Source organism: Luteibacter sp. (assembly GCF_051958795.1).
Lineage (GTDB): Bacteria > Pseudomonadota > Gammaproteobacteria > Xanthomonadales > Rhodanobacteraceae > Luteibacter.
In genome coordinates this window covers 1-15,552 of record NZ_JBQCFT010000263.1, presented here as the reverse complement: position 1 = coordinate 15,552, position 15,552 = coordinate 1, and the positions used below count along the sequence as shown (strand labels likewise).

Here is a 15,552-nt window from a genome sequence, read left to right as displayed (position 1 = left end):
GCGCGGCCATCAGAAGGTCACGCCGGCATGCAGGATGATGTTCGCGTAGGGCGAGGTTTCACCGGTGCGGACGACGGCCACGGCGCGTCGCGTCGCCGCCTTGAAGTCTTCGTGGTAGAGCTCGTCGACTGGCAGGCCGCCGGCTTCGAGGCGCTCTTTCAGCGCGGCCATCGACGGGTTGTGCGCGTGGATCTCGCTGGCCACGGTCGCGCGCTCCACCGCGAGCTCGGCGAAGATCGCCTCGAACACGGTAGCGAACGCCGGCGTGCCGGGCAGCACGGCAAGATCGATGCACGGGACGCCGTGCGGTACCGGCAGGCCGACGTCACCGATGACCAGGGTATCGGTGTGGCCCATCGCGGCGATGATGCGGTTCAGATCGGCGTGTAGCAGGCCGTTGCGTTTCACGGGTGGCTCTCCAGGAATGCCGCGACCTCGTCGGCGCGCGGCATGCCACCCTGCGCACCCAGGCGCGAGACGGCGATCGCGGCCGTCGCGCAGGCTTTGCGCACGGCCACGTCGAGGCCCTCGGCCAGGTACACCGCGAGGGCGGCATTGAAGGTATCTCCGGCGCCGGTGCTATCCACCGCGTCGACCTTGAAACCGGCCTGGTGGCGCGGCTCGTCATCCTTGTCGCGGAACCACGCGCCATCCTCGCCACGGGTCAGCACGACCGGGCAGGGAGCCTGACGCATGAGCTCACGGAAATCGGTATCCGCCGGCGCACCGAGCACCATCGCGAGCTCGTGCTGGTTCGGCGTGATGAAACGCACGCGCTCGAGCCACGCGAGCGGCAGCTTTTGCGCGGGCGCGGGATTCAGGATGACCGGGACGCCCTCCTCCTGCGCGATGCGCAGCGTGGCATCGACCGCATCGAGCGGAATTTCGAGCTGGACGAGGACGGCGTCCGCACCGCGGATCACGCCGCGCGCGGCTTCGACCTGCGCCGGCGTCACGCGGCCGTTCGCAGCCGGGATTACGACGATGGCGTTCTCGCCACCGGCGACGGTGATGCTGGCGGTACCGCTGCCGATGCCCTCGACCCGCGTGACGTGGCTGACATCGACGCCTTCGGCCTTCAGGCCGTCGTACAGCGATTGCCCGAACGCATCGTCGCCCACGCTGCCGACCATGGCGACCTGCGCGCCCAGCCGTGCCGCGGCTACCGCCTGGTTCGCGCCCTTGCCGCCGGGGATGGTGAGGAAGCGGTCACCGGTGATGGTCTCGCCCGGGCCCGCGAAGCGCGGGGCAAGGGTTACGAGATCCATGTTGATGCTGCCGACGACAACGATTCGCGTCATGCCACGAAGCTCCGAAGGGGGGACCGGAAGGGGGATGGCGCGCAAATATACGCCCAGCCTGCGCACGATGCTTTCATGCGCATGCTTTCATCAGCGGGAAAGGCCCTTGGCCTCGAGCTCGGCGAGGTAGGCCGGCCAGGCGGTGTCGTAGGCGCGGCCAAGGTCGTACAGGATGTCCCAGCCGAAGATGCCACTGGCGTGGCCATCGTCGAAGCGGATGAGGATACCGTAATGGCCGGTGGGCTCGATGGCCTCGACACCCACGTTCTGCTTGCCCGCTACAAGAACTTTCTGACCCTTGCCGTGGCCTTGCACCTCGGCGCTGGGTGAATTCACCCGCAGGTACTCGTAGGGCAGGCGGAACTGCTCACCGTTGTCGAAGCTGACCTCGAGCACGCGCGAGGCCTGGTGCAGGGTGATGTCGAGGGGGCGCGGGCGGTTCATTGGAGCCTTTGAGCTTTCGTAGGAGCCCACCCTGTGGGCGACATCTTTCGCGATGTCGCTTCAGGGCCTGTGGCGATACCGCGAACGGCGTCGCTCACAGGGTGAGCTCCTACATCCTAGGTAGTGCTTTTAGGGAGCGTGGCCGAAGCCGCCGCCGGTGCCCTGTTCCAGCGGCGGCGGGTCGCCCGCCACGGCGAGGAGCGAGGTGGCGTAGGCGTCTTCCATGCTCACCGTGGAGACCTCGTCCCAGCTGAAGAACGACGGCTCGCGCAGCCATTCCGCATCGGGGGTGATCTCCTGCATGTTGAAGCCGTCGTCTTCGACGCTGACAAGGCGGCCGATGTAGCAGACCTCCGCCTCGTCCTCGCTATCGACATGCACGCCGATCACCGGCGCATGCGCGGCGGCGGCCTTCACGACCTGGCTGATCTCATCCAGGGGGAAGTCGGCGGGCGGCGTCGGGGCGATGCCCTTGAGGGCGAGCGCCTTCTCGAGAAAGCCGGCGTGCTTGTCCGGTGCCTCGAATTCGGAGATGTCGCGGTGCCGCATGATGTACATGCCGTCGTAGCTGACACCGTCGCCGATGACCCACAGCAGGAAAAATTCGCGGCCGACTCCGCCCACGTAGCCGCAAAAGCTGCCGTGTTCGAGTTCGCCGCGCCAGATACGAACGAGCTGGCCGCTGTCCTGCGCTTCACGCAGGGACGCACGCTGGCCGTTCGTTTTGAGTTGGATAACCTTGCCCATAGTGGTCAATAGTTTACCGGAGGGAGGGCCCTCCGGTGTTTAGAGGATGTAAGTTCAGAGAATGTAACGGCTCAGGTCTTCGTCCTTGACGAGCGAAGATAGGTTTTTATCGACATAATCGGCGTCGATCACGTACTTTTCGCCGGATTTGTCAGCCGCCTCGAACGAGATCCGCTCCAGCAGGCGCTCCATGACCGTATGCAGGCGGCGGGCACCGATGTTTTCGGTCCGCTCGTTCACCTGGAAGGCCACGTCGGCCAGCCGGTCGATGCCGGTCTCGGTGAAGTCCAGGGTGACGCCCTCGGTATGGAGCAGCGCAACATATTGCTTGGTCAGCGCATTGTTCGGCTCGCGCAGGATCCGCTTGAAGTCGTCGACCGACAGGGCGTTCAGCTCCACGCGGATCGGCAGGCGACCCTGCAGTTCCGGGATAAGGTCCGACGGCTTGGCCAGCGAGAACGCACCCGAGGCGATGAACAGCACGTGGTCGGTCTTGATCGGGCCGTACTTGGTCGAGACGGTCGAGCCCTCGACCAGCGGCAACAGGTCGCGCTGCACGCCTTCGCGGCTGACGCCGGCACCGCCCCACTCGGAGCGCTGGGCCACCTTGTCGATCTCGTCGATGAAGACGATGCCGTTCTGCTCGGCGCTATCGACCGCGCGGGCACGCAGCTCGTCGTCGTTCATCAGCTTGCCGGCCTCTTCCTCGACCAGCAGCGGCCGGGCCTGGCGGATGGTCATCTTCCGCTTCTGCGACTTCTGGCCGCCCAGGTTCTGGAACATCTTGCCCAGCTGCTGGCTCATTTCCTCCATGCCGGGCGGGGTCATGATCTCCACGCCCACGTTCATGGCGAAATCCAGCTCGATCTCGCGATCATCCAGCGCGCCTTCGCGCAGCTGCTTGCGCATCTTCTGCCGGGTATCGCTATCGATCGCGGGCGCGCTGGCGCCGGTGTCGTCCCAGCCCGAAGGCTGGCGGCGCGGCAGCAGGGCGTCGAGGAGGCGATCTTCCGCGGCATCCTCGGCCTGGCTCTTCACCCGGGTCTTTGCCTGCTCGCGGACCAGCTTGTACGAGACATCGGCAAGATCGCGGACGATCGACTCCACATCCTTACCGACATAGCCCACTTCGGTGAACTTGGTGGCCTCGACCTTCACGAACGGAGCGTTGGCCAGGGTCGCCAGGCGGCGGGCGATCTCGGTCTTGCCGACACCGGTCGGGCCGATCATCAGGATGTTCTTGGGAGTGACTTCATCGCGCATGCCCGGCTCGAGCTGCATGCGGCGCCAACGGTTGCGCAGCGCGATGGCCACGGCACGCTTGGCGTCCTGCTGGCCGACGATGAACCGGTCCAGTTCGTTGACGATTTCGCGGGGGGTCAGTTCGGACATCGGGCTCAGAGCTCTTCGATCGAAACGTTGTGGTTGGTGTAGATGCAGATATCGCCAGCGATCTTGAGTGCTTTTTCGGCGATCGTGCGTGCATCCATCTCGGTGTTCTCGAGCAGGGCCAGCGCGGCGGACTGCGCGTAGGGGCCACCTGAACCGATGGCGATGAGGCCATGCTCAGGTTCGAGCACGTCGCCATTGCCGGAAATAATCAGCGAAGCGTCCTTGTCGGCCACGGCCAGCATGGCTTCGAGCCGGCCCAGGCGGCGGTCGGTACGCCATTCCTTGGCCATCTCGACGGCGGCGCGGGTGAGGTTGTAGCCGTGCTTCACCAGCTTCTCTTCGAACAGCTCGAAGAGCGTGAACGCGTCGGCGGTGGCGCCGGCGAACCCGGCGAGGACATCGCCACGGCCAAGGCGGCGCACCTTGCGGGCGTTCGCCTTCATCACGGTGTTGCCGAGGGTGACCTGGCCGTCGCTGCCGATGACGACCTTGTCGCCGCGGCGGACGCAGACGATGGTCGTTGCGTGCATCGATTCCATGGGGGATTCCTTGTACGAGACCGCAGAAATGGGGCCGCTCCGTGCCCCAACCAACCCCGGGGCCCGGCTAGGACCGGCTGCCCTTCCGCTTCGCCCGTGGGTGGGCGGCGTCGTACACCTTCGCCAGGTGCTGGAAATCGAGGTGGGTGTAGATCTGGGTGGTGGCGATATCCGCATGGCCCAGCAACTCCTGCACGGAGCGGAGATCCCCGGAGGATTCCAGCATGTGGCTCGCGAACGTGTGACGAAGCATGTGCGGGTGGACCCGCTTGGTATGGCCGAGCGAGAGCTTGGCCAGCCGGGCCTGTACCGTGCGCGGGCTGATCGTGCCGCCGTCGCGGCCCTTGAACACCGCCTGGTCCGGGCCGTTGCCGCCCGCGGCGGCGAGATCCTGCAACGCCTTGATCGCAAAGCGGCCGACGGGAAGGATGCGGGTCTTGCTGCCCTTGCCGAGCACGCGGACCAGCCCTTCCTCGAGATCCAGGTCGCTCCAGTGCAGGCCGCACAACTCCGAGAGACGCAGGCCGCTGGAATAGAACAGCTCCATCATGGCGCTATCGCGCGGCGCGAGGCTGCCGCCGAGGTTGGTCTCGACCAGCGCCTTGGCCTCGTCGGCGTCGAGCACATCGGGCAGCTTCCGGCGCACCTTGGGGCCGCGGACCGCGGCGGCGGGGTCGTGGGCCAGCAGGCCCTCACGGCTGAGGTAGCGGAACAGCGTGCGGCAGGCGGAGAGCAGCCGCTGGATGCTCGCCGGCTGCAGGCCGTCATCCTTGCCCTTGCCGCTGCCCCGGTGCGCACGCGCGATCATCATGCGCAGGCGCTCCGGGCTCAGAGCATCGAACGAGCTGAGCCCCTCGGCCTCCATGAACACGAGCAGCTTGTCCAGGTCGCGACGGTACGCAGCCAGGGTGTGCGCGGAGGGCGCACGTTCGGCGGAGAAGTGGCGCAGGAAGGCCTCGACGGCCTCGCGCGGGCTCACGCAGCCTTCCGGGCCCGTTCGATCGCCGAGCCTACCGTGGTTGAAATCATGTCGAGGAACAGCGTGCCCATGCCGGGGTGGAACCGGTTGGCATCGGCGCTGCCGATCGCCAGCAGGGCATCCGGGCCGATCCGCATCAGCGCGGCCGAGCGCACGTCGGGTGCCGCGTCGCCGAACAGCCGGTGCAGCTTGTCGGGTGCGAGGCGGCCGGCCACCGGGTCGCTGTGTTCCAGGAACGAGGCGAACTCCGGCAGGCCCGCGGTGCCACGCGGCTCGCGCAGCAGCCACGGCTCGTCGGGCAGGCCGCCCAGGTCGCCGAAGAACACGAGGCGGACCCGCTCGGACTGGAAATCATCGGTAAGGCGGCGGACGACGCTGCGCACGGTCTCTTCCACATCACCGGCGCTGAGCAGGGCCAGCATCAGGCCGTGCACGCGGCGCATCAGCCCTTCGTTATCGCCGGCGATCGCGGAAAGTTCGCGCAGGCGCGTCTCGAGTTCGGCGTTCTTCTCGCGCAGCGTACGCAACTGGTGCACGGCGAGCGATGCGGCGGGGCCGTTAGCGCTCGGGAGGGTCAGCTCGTTGGCGAGTTCCGGGTAATCGGCGAGGAACGTCGGGTGCCGCCGCAGGTACGACGCAACGGTGGCTGGCTTGATGTCGCCGTCGATCGCGGTGTCGGTCATGGCGCGGGTGTCCTTCGTAATGCTCTGGCGCCGAGTGTGCCGCTTTCGCGCCTCCGCGTCACACTTCGCCTTCGAAAACGAACGCGGCGGGGCCGGTCATCCACAGGGTGTGGCCCGGGCCCTGCCATTCGATGCTTAGCGTGCCGCCGGGCAGTTCCACCGATACGACGGCCGCGGCCAGGCCGAGTGCGTGCGATACGGCCGCAGCGGCGCAGGCGCCCGTTCCGCAGGCCTGGGTCCAGCCACTGCCGCGCTCGTGCACGCGCAACTTCAGCCGGTCCGGGGCCACGCGCTGGGCGAACCCGATGTTGGCGCCGTTCGGGAAAATGGGGTGGTTCGTCAGCGCGGGGCCAAGGCGGTCGACGCGCGGATCGTTCACGTCATCGACGAACACGACGCCGTGCGGGTTGCCCATGGAGACTGCGCCAAAGCTCACCTCTTCGCCCTCGACGTGCAGCGTGTACGTCGCATGCGGCGCGTGGTCGAGCGGGATATGGCCGGGGTCGAAATCGGGCTCACCCATGTCGACCGTGACGGTCGAGCCATCCAGCACCCTTACGGTGACCGGGCCTGACGGGCTCTCCAGGCGGACGGGCACATCGCGCTCGATCACGCCATCGCGGTAGAGCCAGGCCGCCACGCAGCGCACGCCGTTGCCACACTGGCTGGCGGGCGAGCCATCGGCGTTCCACAGGCCGTAATAGAACTCGCAGCCCGGATCGCGCGCCGGCTCGATGCTGATGAGCTGGTCGAAGCCGATCCCGGTGTGCCTGTCGGCCAGCGCCCTGATGCGGTCCGCATTGGGGACGCGGCCGGCATCCTCGCGCCAGTCCACGATCACGAAGTCGTTCCCGATCCCGTGCATCTTGGTGAAGCGGGAAGGCATGGCGGCGTTACTGGTGGATGATGGGGTTGTACGGGGACAGCGAGGTGCTTACCGGCGCCGGGGCATCGACCGTGGATGCGCCGGCGGGCTGTACCGCGGGATTCGTCGCCTCCTGCAGCGTCTGGCCCTGGTGACCCTGGGGCGGCGCGGCGGCTGGTTTCGCGGTCGTGCCGGGCGCGGGCGGCGGCGGCAGGTACAGGTCACCCTTGTTGCCGCAGCCTTCGAGGCTGGCAACGGCGGCGCAAACGAGGACGAGGGGCAGGATCAGTCGGCGCATGGGCGTCTTCCCGGAAACGGCGGCCAGTATAGCCCCCGGTGCCGTCAAAGCGTCTTCTCGAGGCGCAGGGCATCGGCGCCGTCGCCGTAGTACTTCGCGTACTCGCCGATCCGGTGATACCCCATGCGCTCGTACAGGCGGATGGCGACGCCGTTGTCCTTGCGGACCTCCAGGCGCAGCGCACGGCAGCCGCGACCGCGCGCAGCGTCCTCGGCGGCCTCGATCAGCGCCGAACCCACGCCCTTGCCGCGGGCCTGGGGTTTCGTCGCGATCGAGTACATGCGCGCGATCGTCGTGCCCTTGCGGTAGAACACGACCGCGGTGCCGAGGAAGCGCCGGTGGTTCGCACTGGCGACGAGCACCTGCGCGGTTTCACTGTCGAGGTGCTTGCGGTACTGGGCGCGGCTCAGGCGGTCGGTGTCGAAGGTCGCATCTTCGAGAGCGACCAGGTCGTCGAGATCACTGACCTCGGCGCGACGGACGCGTACCGCGGCGGTTACCGGGGGTGGACGCATGCGCTTGGAGACTCCGGCGCGAAAGTGGGGGGGGCGGGGCAAGCGCGGCACTGTAGACCCGTGGGCGCGACGGATCAATGACTTTTCCCTAAACCCCCTGCATGCGGCCCCCTCGCCTGCCTTGTATGGAGGCACGCCGCGGAACACACTGCGCCACCGGCGAACATCCGGCCCCGGGCGGGGTCGATGCAAGGTATCCGCCGTGGAATCGAGGTCACATGAGCCGGCTCGTCATCGTCGTGGAAAAGGCCTCGGACTGGGGCTCGTACTACCCGTCCGCCGATGTCGTCAGCGCCATGGACTACCTCCGCGAGCCCGTCGGCAGCGATGACGAACGCACCCACGTCATCAATTTGTGCCGTAGCTACAAGTACCTGGGCACGGGTTACTACGTGTCATTGCTCGCCGAGGCGCGCGGGCACAAGGTGATTCCCTCGGTACGCACGGTGAACGATCTGCGTCGCCGCTCGCTGTACGGCCTGCACATCGAAGACCTCAACGAAAAGCTCGACACGTTCCTGCCGGAGGGTGGCCGCGACGCCACCGATTTCGGCGTGCTGGTCTATTTCGGCGAGACCGCCTTCCCCGACCTGCAGGATCTTGCGAGGCAGATCTTCGATCTGTTCCCGTGCCCGCTCATGCGCATCGAGTTCGAACGCGAGCGCATCTGGCAGATTTCGTCGGTGAAGCCCGTGGGCCTGCACACGCTGGATGATGCCCAGGAAGATGCATTCGCCGCGGCGCTGGAGAAATTCTCGCGCAAGATCTGGCGCCGTCCGCGCGCGCGCAAGCAATACCGCTACGACATCGCCATGCTGGTGGATCCGAATGAATCGATGCCGCCTTCGAACAAGAAGGCGCTGAAGCAGTTCATCGAAGCGGGCAAGCACCTCGGTATCGAGGTGGATCCGATCGGCAAGAACGATTACCAGCGCCTCGCCGAATACGATGGCCTGTTCATTCGCGAGACGACGGCGAGCGACAACCACACCTACCGCTTCGCCCATCGCGCCGAACGAGAAGGCATGGTGGTGATGGATGACCCGACCTCGATCCTGCGCTGCACGAACAAGATCTTCCTTAACGACCTGATGGTGGCGCGCAAACTCGCGACGCCGAAGACCGAAATCCTCTACCGCGACGACCTGCGGCGGATGCGTGACCTGCCCGAGCGGCTGGGCCTGCCCATCGTGCTGAAGATCCCGGATGGGTCCTTCTCGCGTGGCGTGGTGAAGGTGGAATCGCGCGAGGCGCTGGAGAAGGCGGCTGCGGAGCTGTTCTCGCACAGCGCCCTGCTCATCGCCCAGGAATACCTGTACACCGAGTTCGACTGGCGTATCGGCGTGCTCAACCACGAGCCGCTTTACGCGTGCCAGTACTTCATGTCGCGCGGCCACTGGCAGATCTACAACCACGGCGCGAAGGGCACGGCGAAATCCGGTGGCTTCCGCACGGTGCCCGTGCGCGAGGCGCCTTCCGATGTGGTGAAGCTGGCGCTGAAGGCCACGCAGACCATCGGTGACGGACTGTACGGCGTCGACCTGAAGCAGGTGAACGACCGGGCGGTGGTGATCGAGGTGAACGACAATCCCTCGATCGATGCCGGCGTGGAAGATGCCTACCTGGGCGAAGACCTCTACCTGCGCATCATGCAGGAGTTCCTGCGCCGGCTGGAGCTGAAGCGCCTGGGTATCCAGCCGTAAGGCATCGCGCGCAAGCGCGCCCCCACAAAAGCTGCGACACCAGGCTCTTGTGGGAGCGCGCTTGCGCGCGATGCGTCAGCTCAACGCCGCCACAAAGCCGCAATCAACTCCAACGGCAGCCGCGGCTGCAGCGCCACCAGCACGCTCATCGGCGCGAGCATCAACCAGAACGAGGGCGTCCAGCCCAGCAGCTCGCTGCGCCCCGAAAGCGGCGTGAGCAACAGCAGCAACATCCCGCCGGCCAGCCAGGCCAGGGCGATCAGGGCAACGGTACGGCGCGGGGTCAGGCTCTCGTGCATGGCGGCGGTCACTTCCGTGGTGGTCGGTGGGTGGATCCTCCGCCGCCGGTGTCTCACGGACCGCGACCGGGCCGGTCGGCCGTGGCAGTTGGTAGAATCGGCCTACCGGGCACGCGGCCCGGCCATGAGCCAGGAGCCTCCATGAGCGCTGAAGCGCAACGTTTCGCCGTATTCGGCCACCCCATCGCGCATTCGCTGTCGCCAGAGATCCATGCGGCGTTCGCGAAACAGCTGGGTATCCGCCTTGAATACACGACGATCGATGCCGCCCCGGCCGATTTCGAGGCCGAGGTGCGCCGCTTCTTTGCCGATGGTGGCGTGGGCGCCAACGTGACCCTGCCGCACAAGCATGCCGCGTTCGCCCTGGCCCACGAGCGTAGCGAGGCCGCCCAGCGCACCGGCGCAGCCAACACCCTCTCCCGCCTGCCCGGCGGTGGCATCGCCGCCCACACCACCGATGGCGGCGGTTTCGTGCGTGACATCACCGAGCGCCACGGCTTCGACCTGCGCGGCCATGACGCCCTGCTGCTGGGTGCTGGCGGCGCGGCCAAGGCCGTCGCCTGGGCCCTGATGGATGCCGGCGTGCAGACGCTGACCATCGTGAACCGCACCCCGGAGCGCGCCGACGAGATCGCCGACGCCATCGGCGAGCCCGCCCGTTGCCACACCCGCTATTGGGATGGCCTGGACGGCGAATGCTTCGACCTGGTGGTCAACGCCACCTCCATCGGCGTCACCGGCGGCAATTTCGACCTGCCGATGTCCATCGTCCAGGAGCACTCCACCGCCTACGACCTCTGCTACGGCGCCGCCGCGGCTGGCTTCAAGGGCTGGGCCCTGGCAGCCGGCGTGCGCCCGGACTGGTTCCGCGACGGCCTGGGCATGCTGGTCGAACAGGCCGCCGACGCCTTCGAACGCTGGCACGGCCAGCGCCCGGACACCGACCCGGTGTACCGGGAGTTGCGTCAGCGCTACTGATGGCCCTCGCCTGCCGCCCGGGCTGCGGGGCGTGCTGCATCGCCCCGTCGATCAGCTCGCCCATCCCCGGCATGCCCAACGGCAAACCGGCAGGCATCCGCTGCATCCAGCTCAGCGACGACAACCGCTGCAAAATCTTCGGCCACCCCGACCGGCCGAAGGTCTGCGGGGGCCTCCAGCCCGAAGTCGTCATGTGCGGCCCGAACCGCGAACACGCGATGGCCTGGCTGGCCGCGCTGGAACACGCGACCGCCGCCTGACCTCACTTCACGGCGGCAGGATCGAAGTGCGGGTTCTCGATGATCGCAAAGCGATTGCCAAACGGATCCGTGACCGCGGCGACCTTGATGCCGCCGCCTACTTCAGTCACGGGGTCGAGTGAGGTCGCGCCAATCGCGAGCAAGCGCGCAAATGTCGATTCGATATGGTGGACGCCCCAAAGCGCCTGCGCACCGTCAGTGCCTGGGACACCATCCGGGATAAGCCCAAGTTCGAAGCCACCGACATGGAAGCCGACGTAGAACGGCTCATCGAAATACGGATCTGCTTCAAGCGCCTGGATATACCAGCGCTTCCCTTCGCTTAAATCAGGGACGGGATAGATCGCGGTGCGTAAGCCAAGAATCATCGGTGTGTCCAGGAGCGACATGGGGTTGGTTAAACGTGCCGGGGCTGCGGCCCAGGCTCAAGGCCCGGCTCCCACTAGCTAACCGCCGAAGCATCGCGCGTCGGTGAACTCCCGAAGTTCGGCGTGCGTGCCGCTCGATACGGGCTCGATCGCGAATCGTCCGAGCATGTCGTCGTTGCAGACCTTGACGCTCGTTCGCCCTCCGCCTGACACAAGCGTGCAGAAGCCACCAAAGCTGTGGTTCGAACCGCGAAACCCGACCGGCAGGTCGATCAGGCGATCGCAGCCGATGATCGATCCGGCCACATGGTGATCCTTGAGCGTCTTGTTGAAGGAGGCAATGCGATACGACGTATCCCGATAAGTGATGACGCTGCGACAGCTGCTTCCTTCGGGAATCTCGCAGCTCGATTCATTGACGAGAACGGAGTCATTGGCAGCAAGAACCTTGATGCGCGCCGCATACGCTGTGGTCAGGCACTCATCGTCGTCGCAAATGTCGCGGACGAAGGTGATCCAGTGGCGTTGCTCGCGCTTCAGGTCTCTTTTACTTGAGCCTTCGGCCGCGTCAATCGCCACGCGATACGCTGTCGCCAGTTCGTCGTCTAGATTGCGAAGGGCCGCATTAGCACAGACTCGGGCTTCAGCTGATGACCTCGCATGCGCACAGTCGAAGCTAGCGGATAACGCCGTGTTGTCATGAAGTACTAGAGTTCCTGCCACAATCCATCGCGTCCAGCGCACGCCGTTAGCCCTCGAACGCAAAATCTGTCGCGCAGTCCGAGATCATGACTCGGGGGCTCCCTCGACGGACAAGACGTCCTGGAGATGATCTCGCAGAAGCGATATCGCGTCTTCCACCGCATCGACGTTATCTGGATCCACGCCGAAAAGGACGACGTCCGCATGGGCGCTATCCAGCTCTCTCGGTGTGACCGCCACATCGACCTCGTACTGCTGCAAGTATTCTGGCGTTCTTGCGATGGCGTCGACGTTGGCGAAGGCATATCCGACCAGCTCAGCGTTTCGCTTGAGCGGCCTTATTTGCTCGACAAACTCTCTACCCTCATCCCAAAGGTCGCCTGCCTTTGACATAAGCCTGCCCGAGACTTCGATCGACCAAGGGCGGTCTTTGGTCGGCGGAGAGATTGCCTTGCCCTTCAGAGCTCTATTGTGTATTCGATTCTTTCCGGCTGGGATGAATGACTTGTCAACGAGAAATCGCAACCAAGTATCGCCACGGTCCGCCGGCGTCCACTCTCCATCTCGCATATTTGGTCAGATCCTGAGAAATACGTCGGATAGTCGATGACGAAAAAACTCAACTAACGTAGTCCGTATTTGCGTAACGACGTCTTTCGCGTCCCGACTGTAAATCTTGACCCTTCGATTCGGTCCAATATCGATGAAGGTCTTTTTTACAGAGCCACGGTCGAAAATCCATTCCAACCCAATCGATCCGTCGTCGCCCGGAGCTATCGCCGGGGGAGGTACGCTCGAGGGGAGCAATTGAAGAAATGTACGGGCACTGGCGATCGTGCTTTTCAGTATCGGCTTCGCACCGTCTCCGTCCCAATTTGCATCACAGAATCGATCGAATCCGGCAAACAAATCTTTGCCTCCGGGCCGATGATGACAAAGAGGGAACGTATCTGTGGTGCTGCCGGATGATCGCACGGCGTGCACTATCACGAGCGTGGGCGTTACGGAATCATCGCCATCATCATCGGCCCGGCAAGACCCTGGCTTCAGAAACGCGAATGTGTTGGCTCCCCCGCTGGGCATCGCAGGGGCACCAAAATTGTTTGCCAGAGCCAATTCGTTGACGTAAGGGTGCGTAACTCCCGTGCTGGATCTGATCATGGGTTCGCCTCCGAAAGAACTTCCTTCCACTTAGGCCCACATGCCGCATCGAATTCAGCCCAGACTTCGTTATGGCCTTCTTCGATCACGCTCGCGATGTAACTGGCAGTCGACTCTTCGATAGCCGGCTCCTGCACGAACCGGTCGAGGTCGAGTAGAAGACCTCGCGCGATATCAGTATTGAAAGCATTACCTAGCTGTACGATTCGCCCCGAATGTTGGCTGGTCCAGACCTCGGTGCGAGAAGACAACGGGAGGTCCAGTGTCCCACGCACCGCGTTTGCGGGGATCGAATCGGTCGGATTGACGAATAGATCAACGGTTTCGTTTCGTTCCGATATATCAAGCAAATTGATGTACCGGAGTCCTATGCGCGAAATCTTCTTCGGCTTTGCGAGGTCAAGTATTTCCGACCAGAGCTTCAGAATCTCCGCGCGGAGGACCTCCCACCCAGGATAGGGCTTGGTAACGTGTACCCTAAAGACGTTCGGGCCGACGATGCAGCTGAATATCCCATCGACTGCTAAATATCTGGTCAGTGCGGCCTGCGCTTGAGGGCTTGCAAGGCCGTTCGGTGCCCCGCCCATTACGATCTGAATTACGCCTATCGGAGGCGGGAGTGACTCAAACCGGGAATACCGCTCCCGAACGCGCAAGAAGAACTCTGCGGGCCCCGAGGACGTCCAATCTTGAACGTTCGACGGCTCGAACTGAATTTCGCACAGCGCCTCAACGATCGTAGAGTTGGCGTACGACGGATGCGATTCCATTACTTCATCAGCTCCAAGGGGCAATCAGGCTGGCGCGACGCGTGCCGCCATTTGGCGAACCGCCTCCTTGCATAGTACTGAACTTGCTCGGCTCTCAACCGTCTTGCGCATGTAGGCGTTTGCCGCGACCTGTGTAGTCGTTGCTGAACGAAGATAAATACCCGGATAAAATCGTCCTGTATGCATCTAACGCACCAGCTGCCGAACCCCAAGCGCCACGATCACCGACCCGCACACGCGGTCGATACCCTTCTTCCAATGCCGGTAACGCGCGGCGACGCGTGGCGTGGCGAACAGCACGGCGACCATGGCGTACCAGGTGGACGACACCACGGCGACGGTGGCGAGCATGCCGAGGAAGGTTGGTGGATTCACGTGGGCCGGGGCGGCTGCCGCGAACACGGCGGCGAAGAACGCCATGGACTTCGGGTTGGCGATGTTGGTGGCCACGCCCGCGCGGAACGACTGCCAGATGGTCGGGCCGCCCTCGTCGAGCCGGGCGGCGCCGGCTGAGCCGGCCTTGACGATCAGGCGCCCGCCGAACCAGATCAGGTACGCGGCACCGGCGATCCTCACCGCCAGCGCAATCCACGGGAACGTCGCGAACACGATGCCGACGCCGAGGATCGAGCAGGTGGCCCAGAACAGGTTCACCACGACGATGCCGGCCACCAGGGCCAGCGCGTCGGCGGTGTTGGTCGAAGCCGCCTTATGCGCGACCGCCACGAAGTTCGGCCCCGGGATCACGACGCCGACGATATAGACGGAGAAGACGACGGCGATGGCGTGGATGTCGAGCATCCGGCGATCTTACGCCATGCTCACCGCGATCCACGCGAGCACGATGGCGACCACGTCTTCGATCAAGGCACCCGGCCGGTCCGACTTGAACGACCGCGCCATGGCGCTACGCAGAGCGGAACCGCCGTATGTGCCGATCACCGCGCCGACGATGCCGGCGATGAGCCCGCCCACCAGCATGCCGTGCGCCGCGCCAACACAGGCGCCGCTTAGCGCACCGGTGACGATGCGGGTGCCGAACTGCACGGGGATCTTGCGGCTCGGCGTCGAAGGCAGTTGGTCGGTCACCAGTTCCGTCAGGGCGGCGATGCCGAAGATCCACGGCGTCCACGCGTAGCCCATGAAGGCCAGCGGTGTGCCGGCCAGGGCCAGGCCGCCAAACCGGGCGGCGATGGCGACCGCGGCCGGGGCCAGCATGGCGCGCAGGCCGGCGACGATACCGATGAGCAGGGCGAGCAACAGGATCATGGCGGGGCTCCCTGGGGTGTGCTGGCATTCGAAGCCCCGGAGGCACGCCGTGGCTTGGGGGAAATCACCGCGCCAGGCGCCGCGGGAGTGTGATGGGGCGCACCCTTGTCGCCTCGTTGCAACAATCGGCAGGGAAGATGGCGCGCCCGCAGGGGCCGTCCGACAGGGGGCCGGCCTGGTTGCGGGCAGCGTTACGGAATTCCCCCAATGATCTCCGCCTCTCGCATCGCCGCGGTACCCCGCCGCGCGATCATCGTCGTTGTCGTCACGGCCGTGCTG

At 65.2% G+C, this 15,552-nt stretch carries 21 protein-coding genes; 3 read left to right on the top strand and 18 right to left on the bottom strand.

Annotated elements, in window-relative coordinates; genetic code table 11:
• Positions 1-9: 9 nt before the first annotated feature.
• The 11 genes from rbsD to ACTHLF_RS13880 form a co-directional block, all read right to left on the bottom strand.
• Positions 10-408 carry a D-ribose pyranase gene (gene rbsD / locus ACTHLF_RS13930; RefSeq protein WP_440327944.1) on the bottom strand — a complete coding sequence of 133 codons (399 nt, stop codon included), beginning with the start codon at positions 406-408 and terminating at the stop codon, positions 10-12.
• Positions 405-1,301, bottom strand: a complete 897-nt coding sequence (gene rbsK, locus ACTHLF_RS13925; protein ID WP_440327943.1) for a ribokinase — start codon at positions 1,299-1,301, stop codon at positions 405-407. Before rbsK ends, rbsD begins: the two co-directional genes overlap by 4 nt.
• A gap of 90 nt (positions 1,302-1,391) precedes the next feature.
• Positions 1,392-1,745 (bottom strand): gamma-butyrobetaine hydroxylase-like domain-containing protein, encoded by a 354-nt coding sequence (locus tag ACTHLF_RS13920; RefSeq protein ID WP_440327942.1) that lies wholly within the window; start codon positions 1,743-1,745, stop codon positions 1,392-1,394.
• A gap of 129 nt (positions 1,746-1,874) precedes the next feature.
• Positions 1,875-2,492: a hypothetical protein gene (locus ACTHLF_RS13915; protein ID WP_440327941.1), complete on the bottom strand. Its 618-nt coding sequence runs from the start codon at positions 2,490-2,492 to the stop codon at positions 1,875-1,877.
• Between the two features lie 54 nt (positions 2,493-2,546).
• On the bottom strand, positions 2,547-3,884 hold the full coding sequence (gene hslU / locus ACTHLF_RS13910; RefSeq protein ID WP_440327940.1) for an ATP-dependent protease ATPase subunit HslU: 1,338 nt from the start codon (positions 3,882-3,884) through the stop codon (positions 2,547-2,549).
• Between the two features lie 5 nt (positions 3,885-3,889).
• Positions 3,890-4,423: an ATP-dependent protease subunit HslV gene (hslV, locus tag ACTHLF_RS13905; protein ID WP_247330809.1), complete on the bottom strand. Its 534-nt coding sequence runs from the start codon at positions 4,421-4,423 to the stop codon at positions 3,890-3,892.
• A 67-nt stretch (positions 4,424-4,490) separates the two neighbouring features.
• A complete protein-coding gene (locus ACTHLF_RS13900; RefSeq protein WP_440327939.1) occupies positions 4,491-5,402 on the bottom strand; it encodes a tyrosine recombinase XerC in 912 nt (303 codons plus the stop codon).
• Positions 5,399-6,085, bottom strand: a complete 687-nt coding sequence (locus tag ACTHLF_RS13895) for a DUF484 family protein (protein WP_440327938.1) — start codon at positions 6,083-6,085, stop codon at positions 5,399-5,401. The genes ACTHLF_RS13900 and ACTHLF_RS13895 overlap by 4 nt, the downstream gene beginning before the upstream one ends.
• Before the next feature lie 58 nt (positions 6,086-6,143).
• A complete protein-coding gene (gene dapF, locus ACTHLF_RS13890; protein WP_440327937.1) occupies positions 6,144-6,971 on the bottom strand; it encodes a diaminopimelate epimerase in 828 nt (275 codons plus the stop codon).
• 7 nt (positions 6,972-6,978) lie between these two features.
• On the bottom strand, positions 6,979-7,248 hold the full coding sequence (gene lptM, locus ACTHLF_RS13885) for an LPS translocon maturation chaperone LptM (protein ID WP_440327936.1): 270 nt from the start codon (positions 7,246-7,248) through the stop codon (positions 6,979-6,981).
• Between the two features lie 44 nt (positions 7,249-7,292).
• Positions 7,293-7,763: a GNAT family N-acetyltransferase gene (locus tag ACTHLF_RS13880; RefSeq protein WP_440327935.1), complete on the bottom strand. Its 471-nt coding sequence runs from the start codon at positions 7,761-7,763 to the stop codon at positions 7,293-7,295.
• A gap of 218 nt (positions 7,764-7,981) precedes the next feature.
• On the opposite strand from ACTHLF_RS13880, the gene ACTHLF_RS13875 reads away from it, so the two are divergent.
• Positions 7,982-9,466 carry a RimK family protein gene (locus ACTHLF_RS13875; RefSeq protein ID WP_440327934.1) on the top strand — a complete coding sequence of 495 codons (1,485 nt, stop codon included), beginning with the start codon at positions 7,982-7,984 and terminating at the stop codon, positions 9,464-9,466.
• Between the two features lie 80 nt (positions 9,467-9,546).
• On the opposite strand, the gene ACTHLF_RS13870 is transcribed toward ACTHLF_RS13875, so the two are convergent.
• Complete coding sequence (locus ACTHLF_RS13870) at positions 9,547-9,765, bottom strand: hypothetical protein (RefSeq protein ID WP_440327933.1); 219 nt, start codon at positions 9,763-9,765, stop codon at positions 9,547-9,549.
• 141 nt (positions 9,766-9,906) lie between these two features.
• Here ACTHLF_RS13870 and aroE point away from each other — a divergent pair, with 141 nt between their 5' ends.
• Both aroE and ACTHLF_RS13860 read left to right on the top strand, forming a co-directional pair.
• Positions 9,907-10,743, top strand: coding sequence for a shikimate dehydrogenase (gene aroE / locus ACTHLF_RS13865; RefSeq protein ID WP_440327932.1), 837 nt, complete (start codon positions 9,907-9,909; stop codon positions 10,741-10,743).
• A complete protein-coding gene (locus ACTHLF_RS13860; protein WP_440327931.1) occupies positions 10,743-11,003 on the top strand; it encodes a YkgJ family cysteine cluster protein in 261 nt (86 codons plus the stop codon). Before aroE ends, ACTHLF_RS13860 begins: the two co-directional genes overlap by 1 nt.
• Before the next feature lie 2 nt (positions 11,004-11,005).
• Here the strand turns inward: ACTHLF_RS13860 and ACTHLF_RS13855 are convergent, their stop codons facing one another.
• The 6 genes from ACTHLF_RS13855 to ACTHLF_RS13830 all read right to left on the bottom strand — a co-directional run bounded on the left by ACTHLF_RS13855 (position 11,006) and on the right by ACTHLF_RS13830 (position 15,273).
• Entirely contained in the window at positions 11,006-11,371 is a 366-nt protein-coding gene (locus tag ACTHLF_RS13855; RefSeq protein WP_440327930.1) for a VOC family protein, read from the bottom strand.
• A gap of 78 nt (positions 11,372-11,449) precedes the next feature.
• Positions 11,450-12,094, bottom strand: coding sequence for a lysozyme inhibitor LprI family protein (locus tag ACTHLF_RS13850; RefSeq protein WP_440327955.1), 645 nt, complete (start codon positions 12,092-12,094; stop codon positions 11,450-11,452).
• Positions 12,095-12,157: 63 nt separating this feature from the next.
• The gene (locus ACTHLF_RS13845; RefSeq protein WP_440327929.1) at positions 12,158-12,466 is read right to left on the bottom strand and encodes a hypothetical protein; all 309 of its coding nucleotides are present in this window, start codon (positions 12,464-12,466) and stop codon (positions 12,158-12,160) included.
• Positions 12,467-13,230: 764 nt separating this feature from the next.
• A complete protein-coding gene (locus ACTHLF_RS13840) occupies positions 13,231-14,004 on the bottom strand; it encodes a TIGR04255 family protein (RefSeq protein ID WP_440327928.1) in 774 nt (257 codons plus the stop codon).
• 186 nt (positions 14,005-14,190) lie between these two features.
• Positions 14,191-14,805 (bottom strand): LysE family translocator, encoded by a 615-nt coding sequence (locus tag ACTHLF_RS13835; RefSeq protein ID WP_440327927.1) that lies wholly within the window; start codon positions 14,803-14,805, stop codon positions 14,191-14,193.
• Positions 14,806-14,814: 9 nt separating this feature from the next.
• Positions 14,815-15,273, bottom strand: a complete 459-nt coding sequence (locus ACTHLF_RS13830) for a DUF4126 family protein (protein WP_440327926.1) — start codon at positions 15,271-15,273, stop codon at positions 14,815-14,817.
• Between the last annotated feature and the right edge of the window lie 279 nt (positions 15,274-15,552).

Excerpts from the sequence above, each read along its gene's own strand:
- ACTHLF_RS13895 (WP_440327938.1), bottom strand. The coding sequence starts at position 6,085 with ATGACCGACACCGCGATCGACGGCGACATCAAGCCAGCCACCGTTGCG.
- aroE (WP_440327932.1), top strand. The coding sequence starts at position 9,907 with ATGAGCGCTGAAGCGCAACGTTTCGCCGTATTCGGCCACCCCATCGCG.
- ACTHLF_RS13840 (WP_440327928.1), bottom strand. The coding sequence starts at position 14,004 with ATGGAATCGCATCCGTCGTACGCCAACTCTACGATCGTTGAGGCGCTG.
- ACTHLF_RS13835 (WP_440327927.1), bottom strand. The coding sequence starts at position 14,805 with ATGCTCGACATCCACGCCATCGCCGTCGTCTTCTCCGTCTATATCGTC.
- ACTHLF_RS13860 (WP_440327931.1), top strand. The coding sequence starts at position 10,743 with ATGGCCCTCGCCTGCCGCCCGGGCTGCGGGGCGTGCTGCATCGCCCCG.
- hslU (WP_440327940.1), bottom strand. The coding sequence starts at position 3,884 with ATGTCCGAACTGACCCCCCGCGAAATCGTCAACGAACTGGACCGGTTC.
- ACTHLF_RS13880 (WP_440327935.1), bottom strand. The coding sequence starts at position 7,763 with ATGCGTCCACCCCCGGTAACCGCCGCGGTACGCGTCCGTCGCGCCGAG.
- ACTHLF_RS13875 (WP_440327934.1), top strand. The coding sequence starts at position 7,982 with ATGAGCCGGCTCGTCATCGTCGTGGAAAAGGCCTCGGACTGGGGCTCG.
- ACTHLF_RS13915 (WP_440327941.1), bottom strand. The coding sequence starts at position 2,492 with ATGGGCAAGGTTATCCAACTCAAAACGAACGGCCAGCGTGCGTCCCTG.
- hslV (WP_247330809.1), bottom strand. The coding sequence starts at position 4,423 with ATGGAATCGATGCACGCAACGACCATCGTCTGCGTCCGCCGCGGCGAC.
- ACTHLF_RS13830 (WP_440327926.1), bottom strand. The coding sequence starts at position 15,273 with ATGATCCTGTTGCTCGCCCTGCTCATCGGTATCGTCGCCGGCCTGCGC.
- dapF (WP_440327937.1), bottom strand. The coding sequence starts at position 6,971 with ATGCCTTCCCGCTTCACCAAGATGCACGGGATCGGGAACGACTTCGTG.
- ACTHLF_RS13920 (WP_440327942.1), bottom strand. The coding sequence starts at position 1,745 with ATGAACCGCCCGCGCCCCCTCGACATCACCCTGCACCAGGCCTCGCGC.
- ACTHLF_RS13870 (WP_440327933.1), bottom strand. The coding sequence starts at position 9,765 with ATGCACGAGAGCCTGACCCCGCGCCGTACCGTTGCCCTGATCGCCCTG.
- ACTHLF_RS13855 (WP_440327930.1), bottom strand. The coding sequence starts at position 11,371 with ATGATTCTTGGCTTACGCACCGCGATCTATCCCGTCCCTGATTTAAGC.
- ACTHLF_RS13845 (WP_440327929.1), bottom strand. The coding sequence starts at position 12,466 with ATGTCAAAGGCAGGCGACCTTTGGGATGAGGGTAGAGAGTTTGTCGAG.
- lptM (WP_440327936.1), bottom strand. The coding sequence starts at position 7,248 with ATGCGCCGACTGATCCTGCCCCTCGTCCTCGTTTGCGCCGCCGTTGCC.
- rbsK (WP_440327943.1), bottom strand. The coding sequence starts at position 1,301 with ATGACGCGAATCGTTGTCGTCGGCAGCATCAACATGGATCTCGTAACC.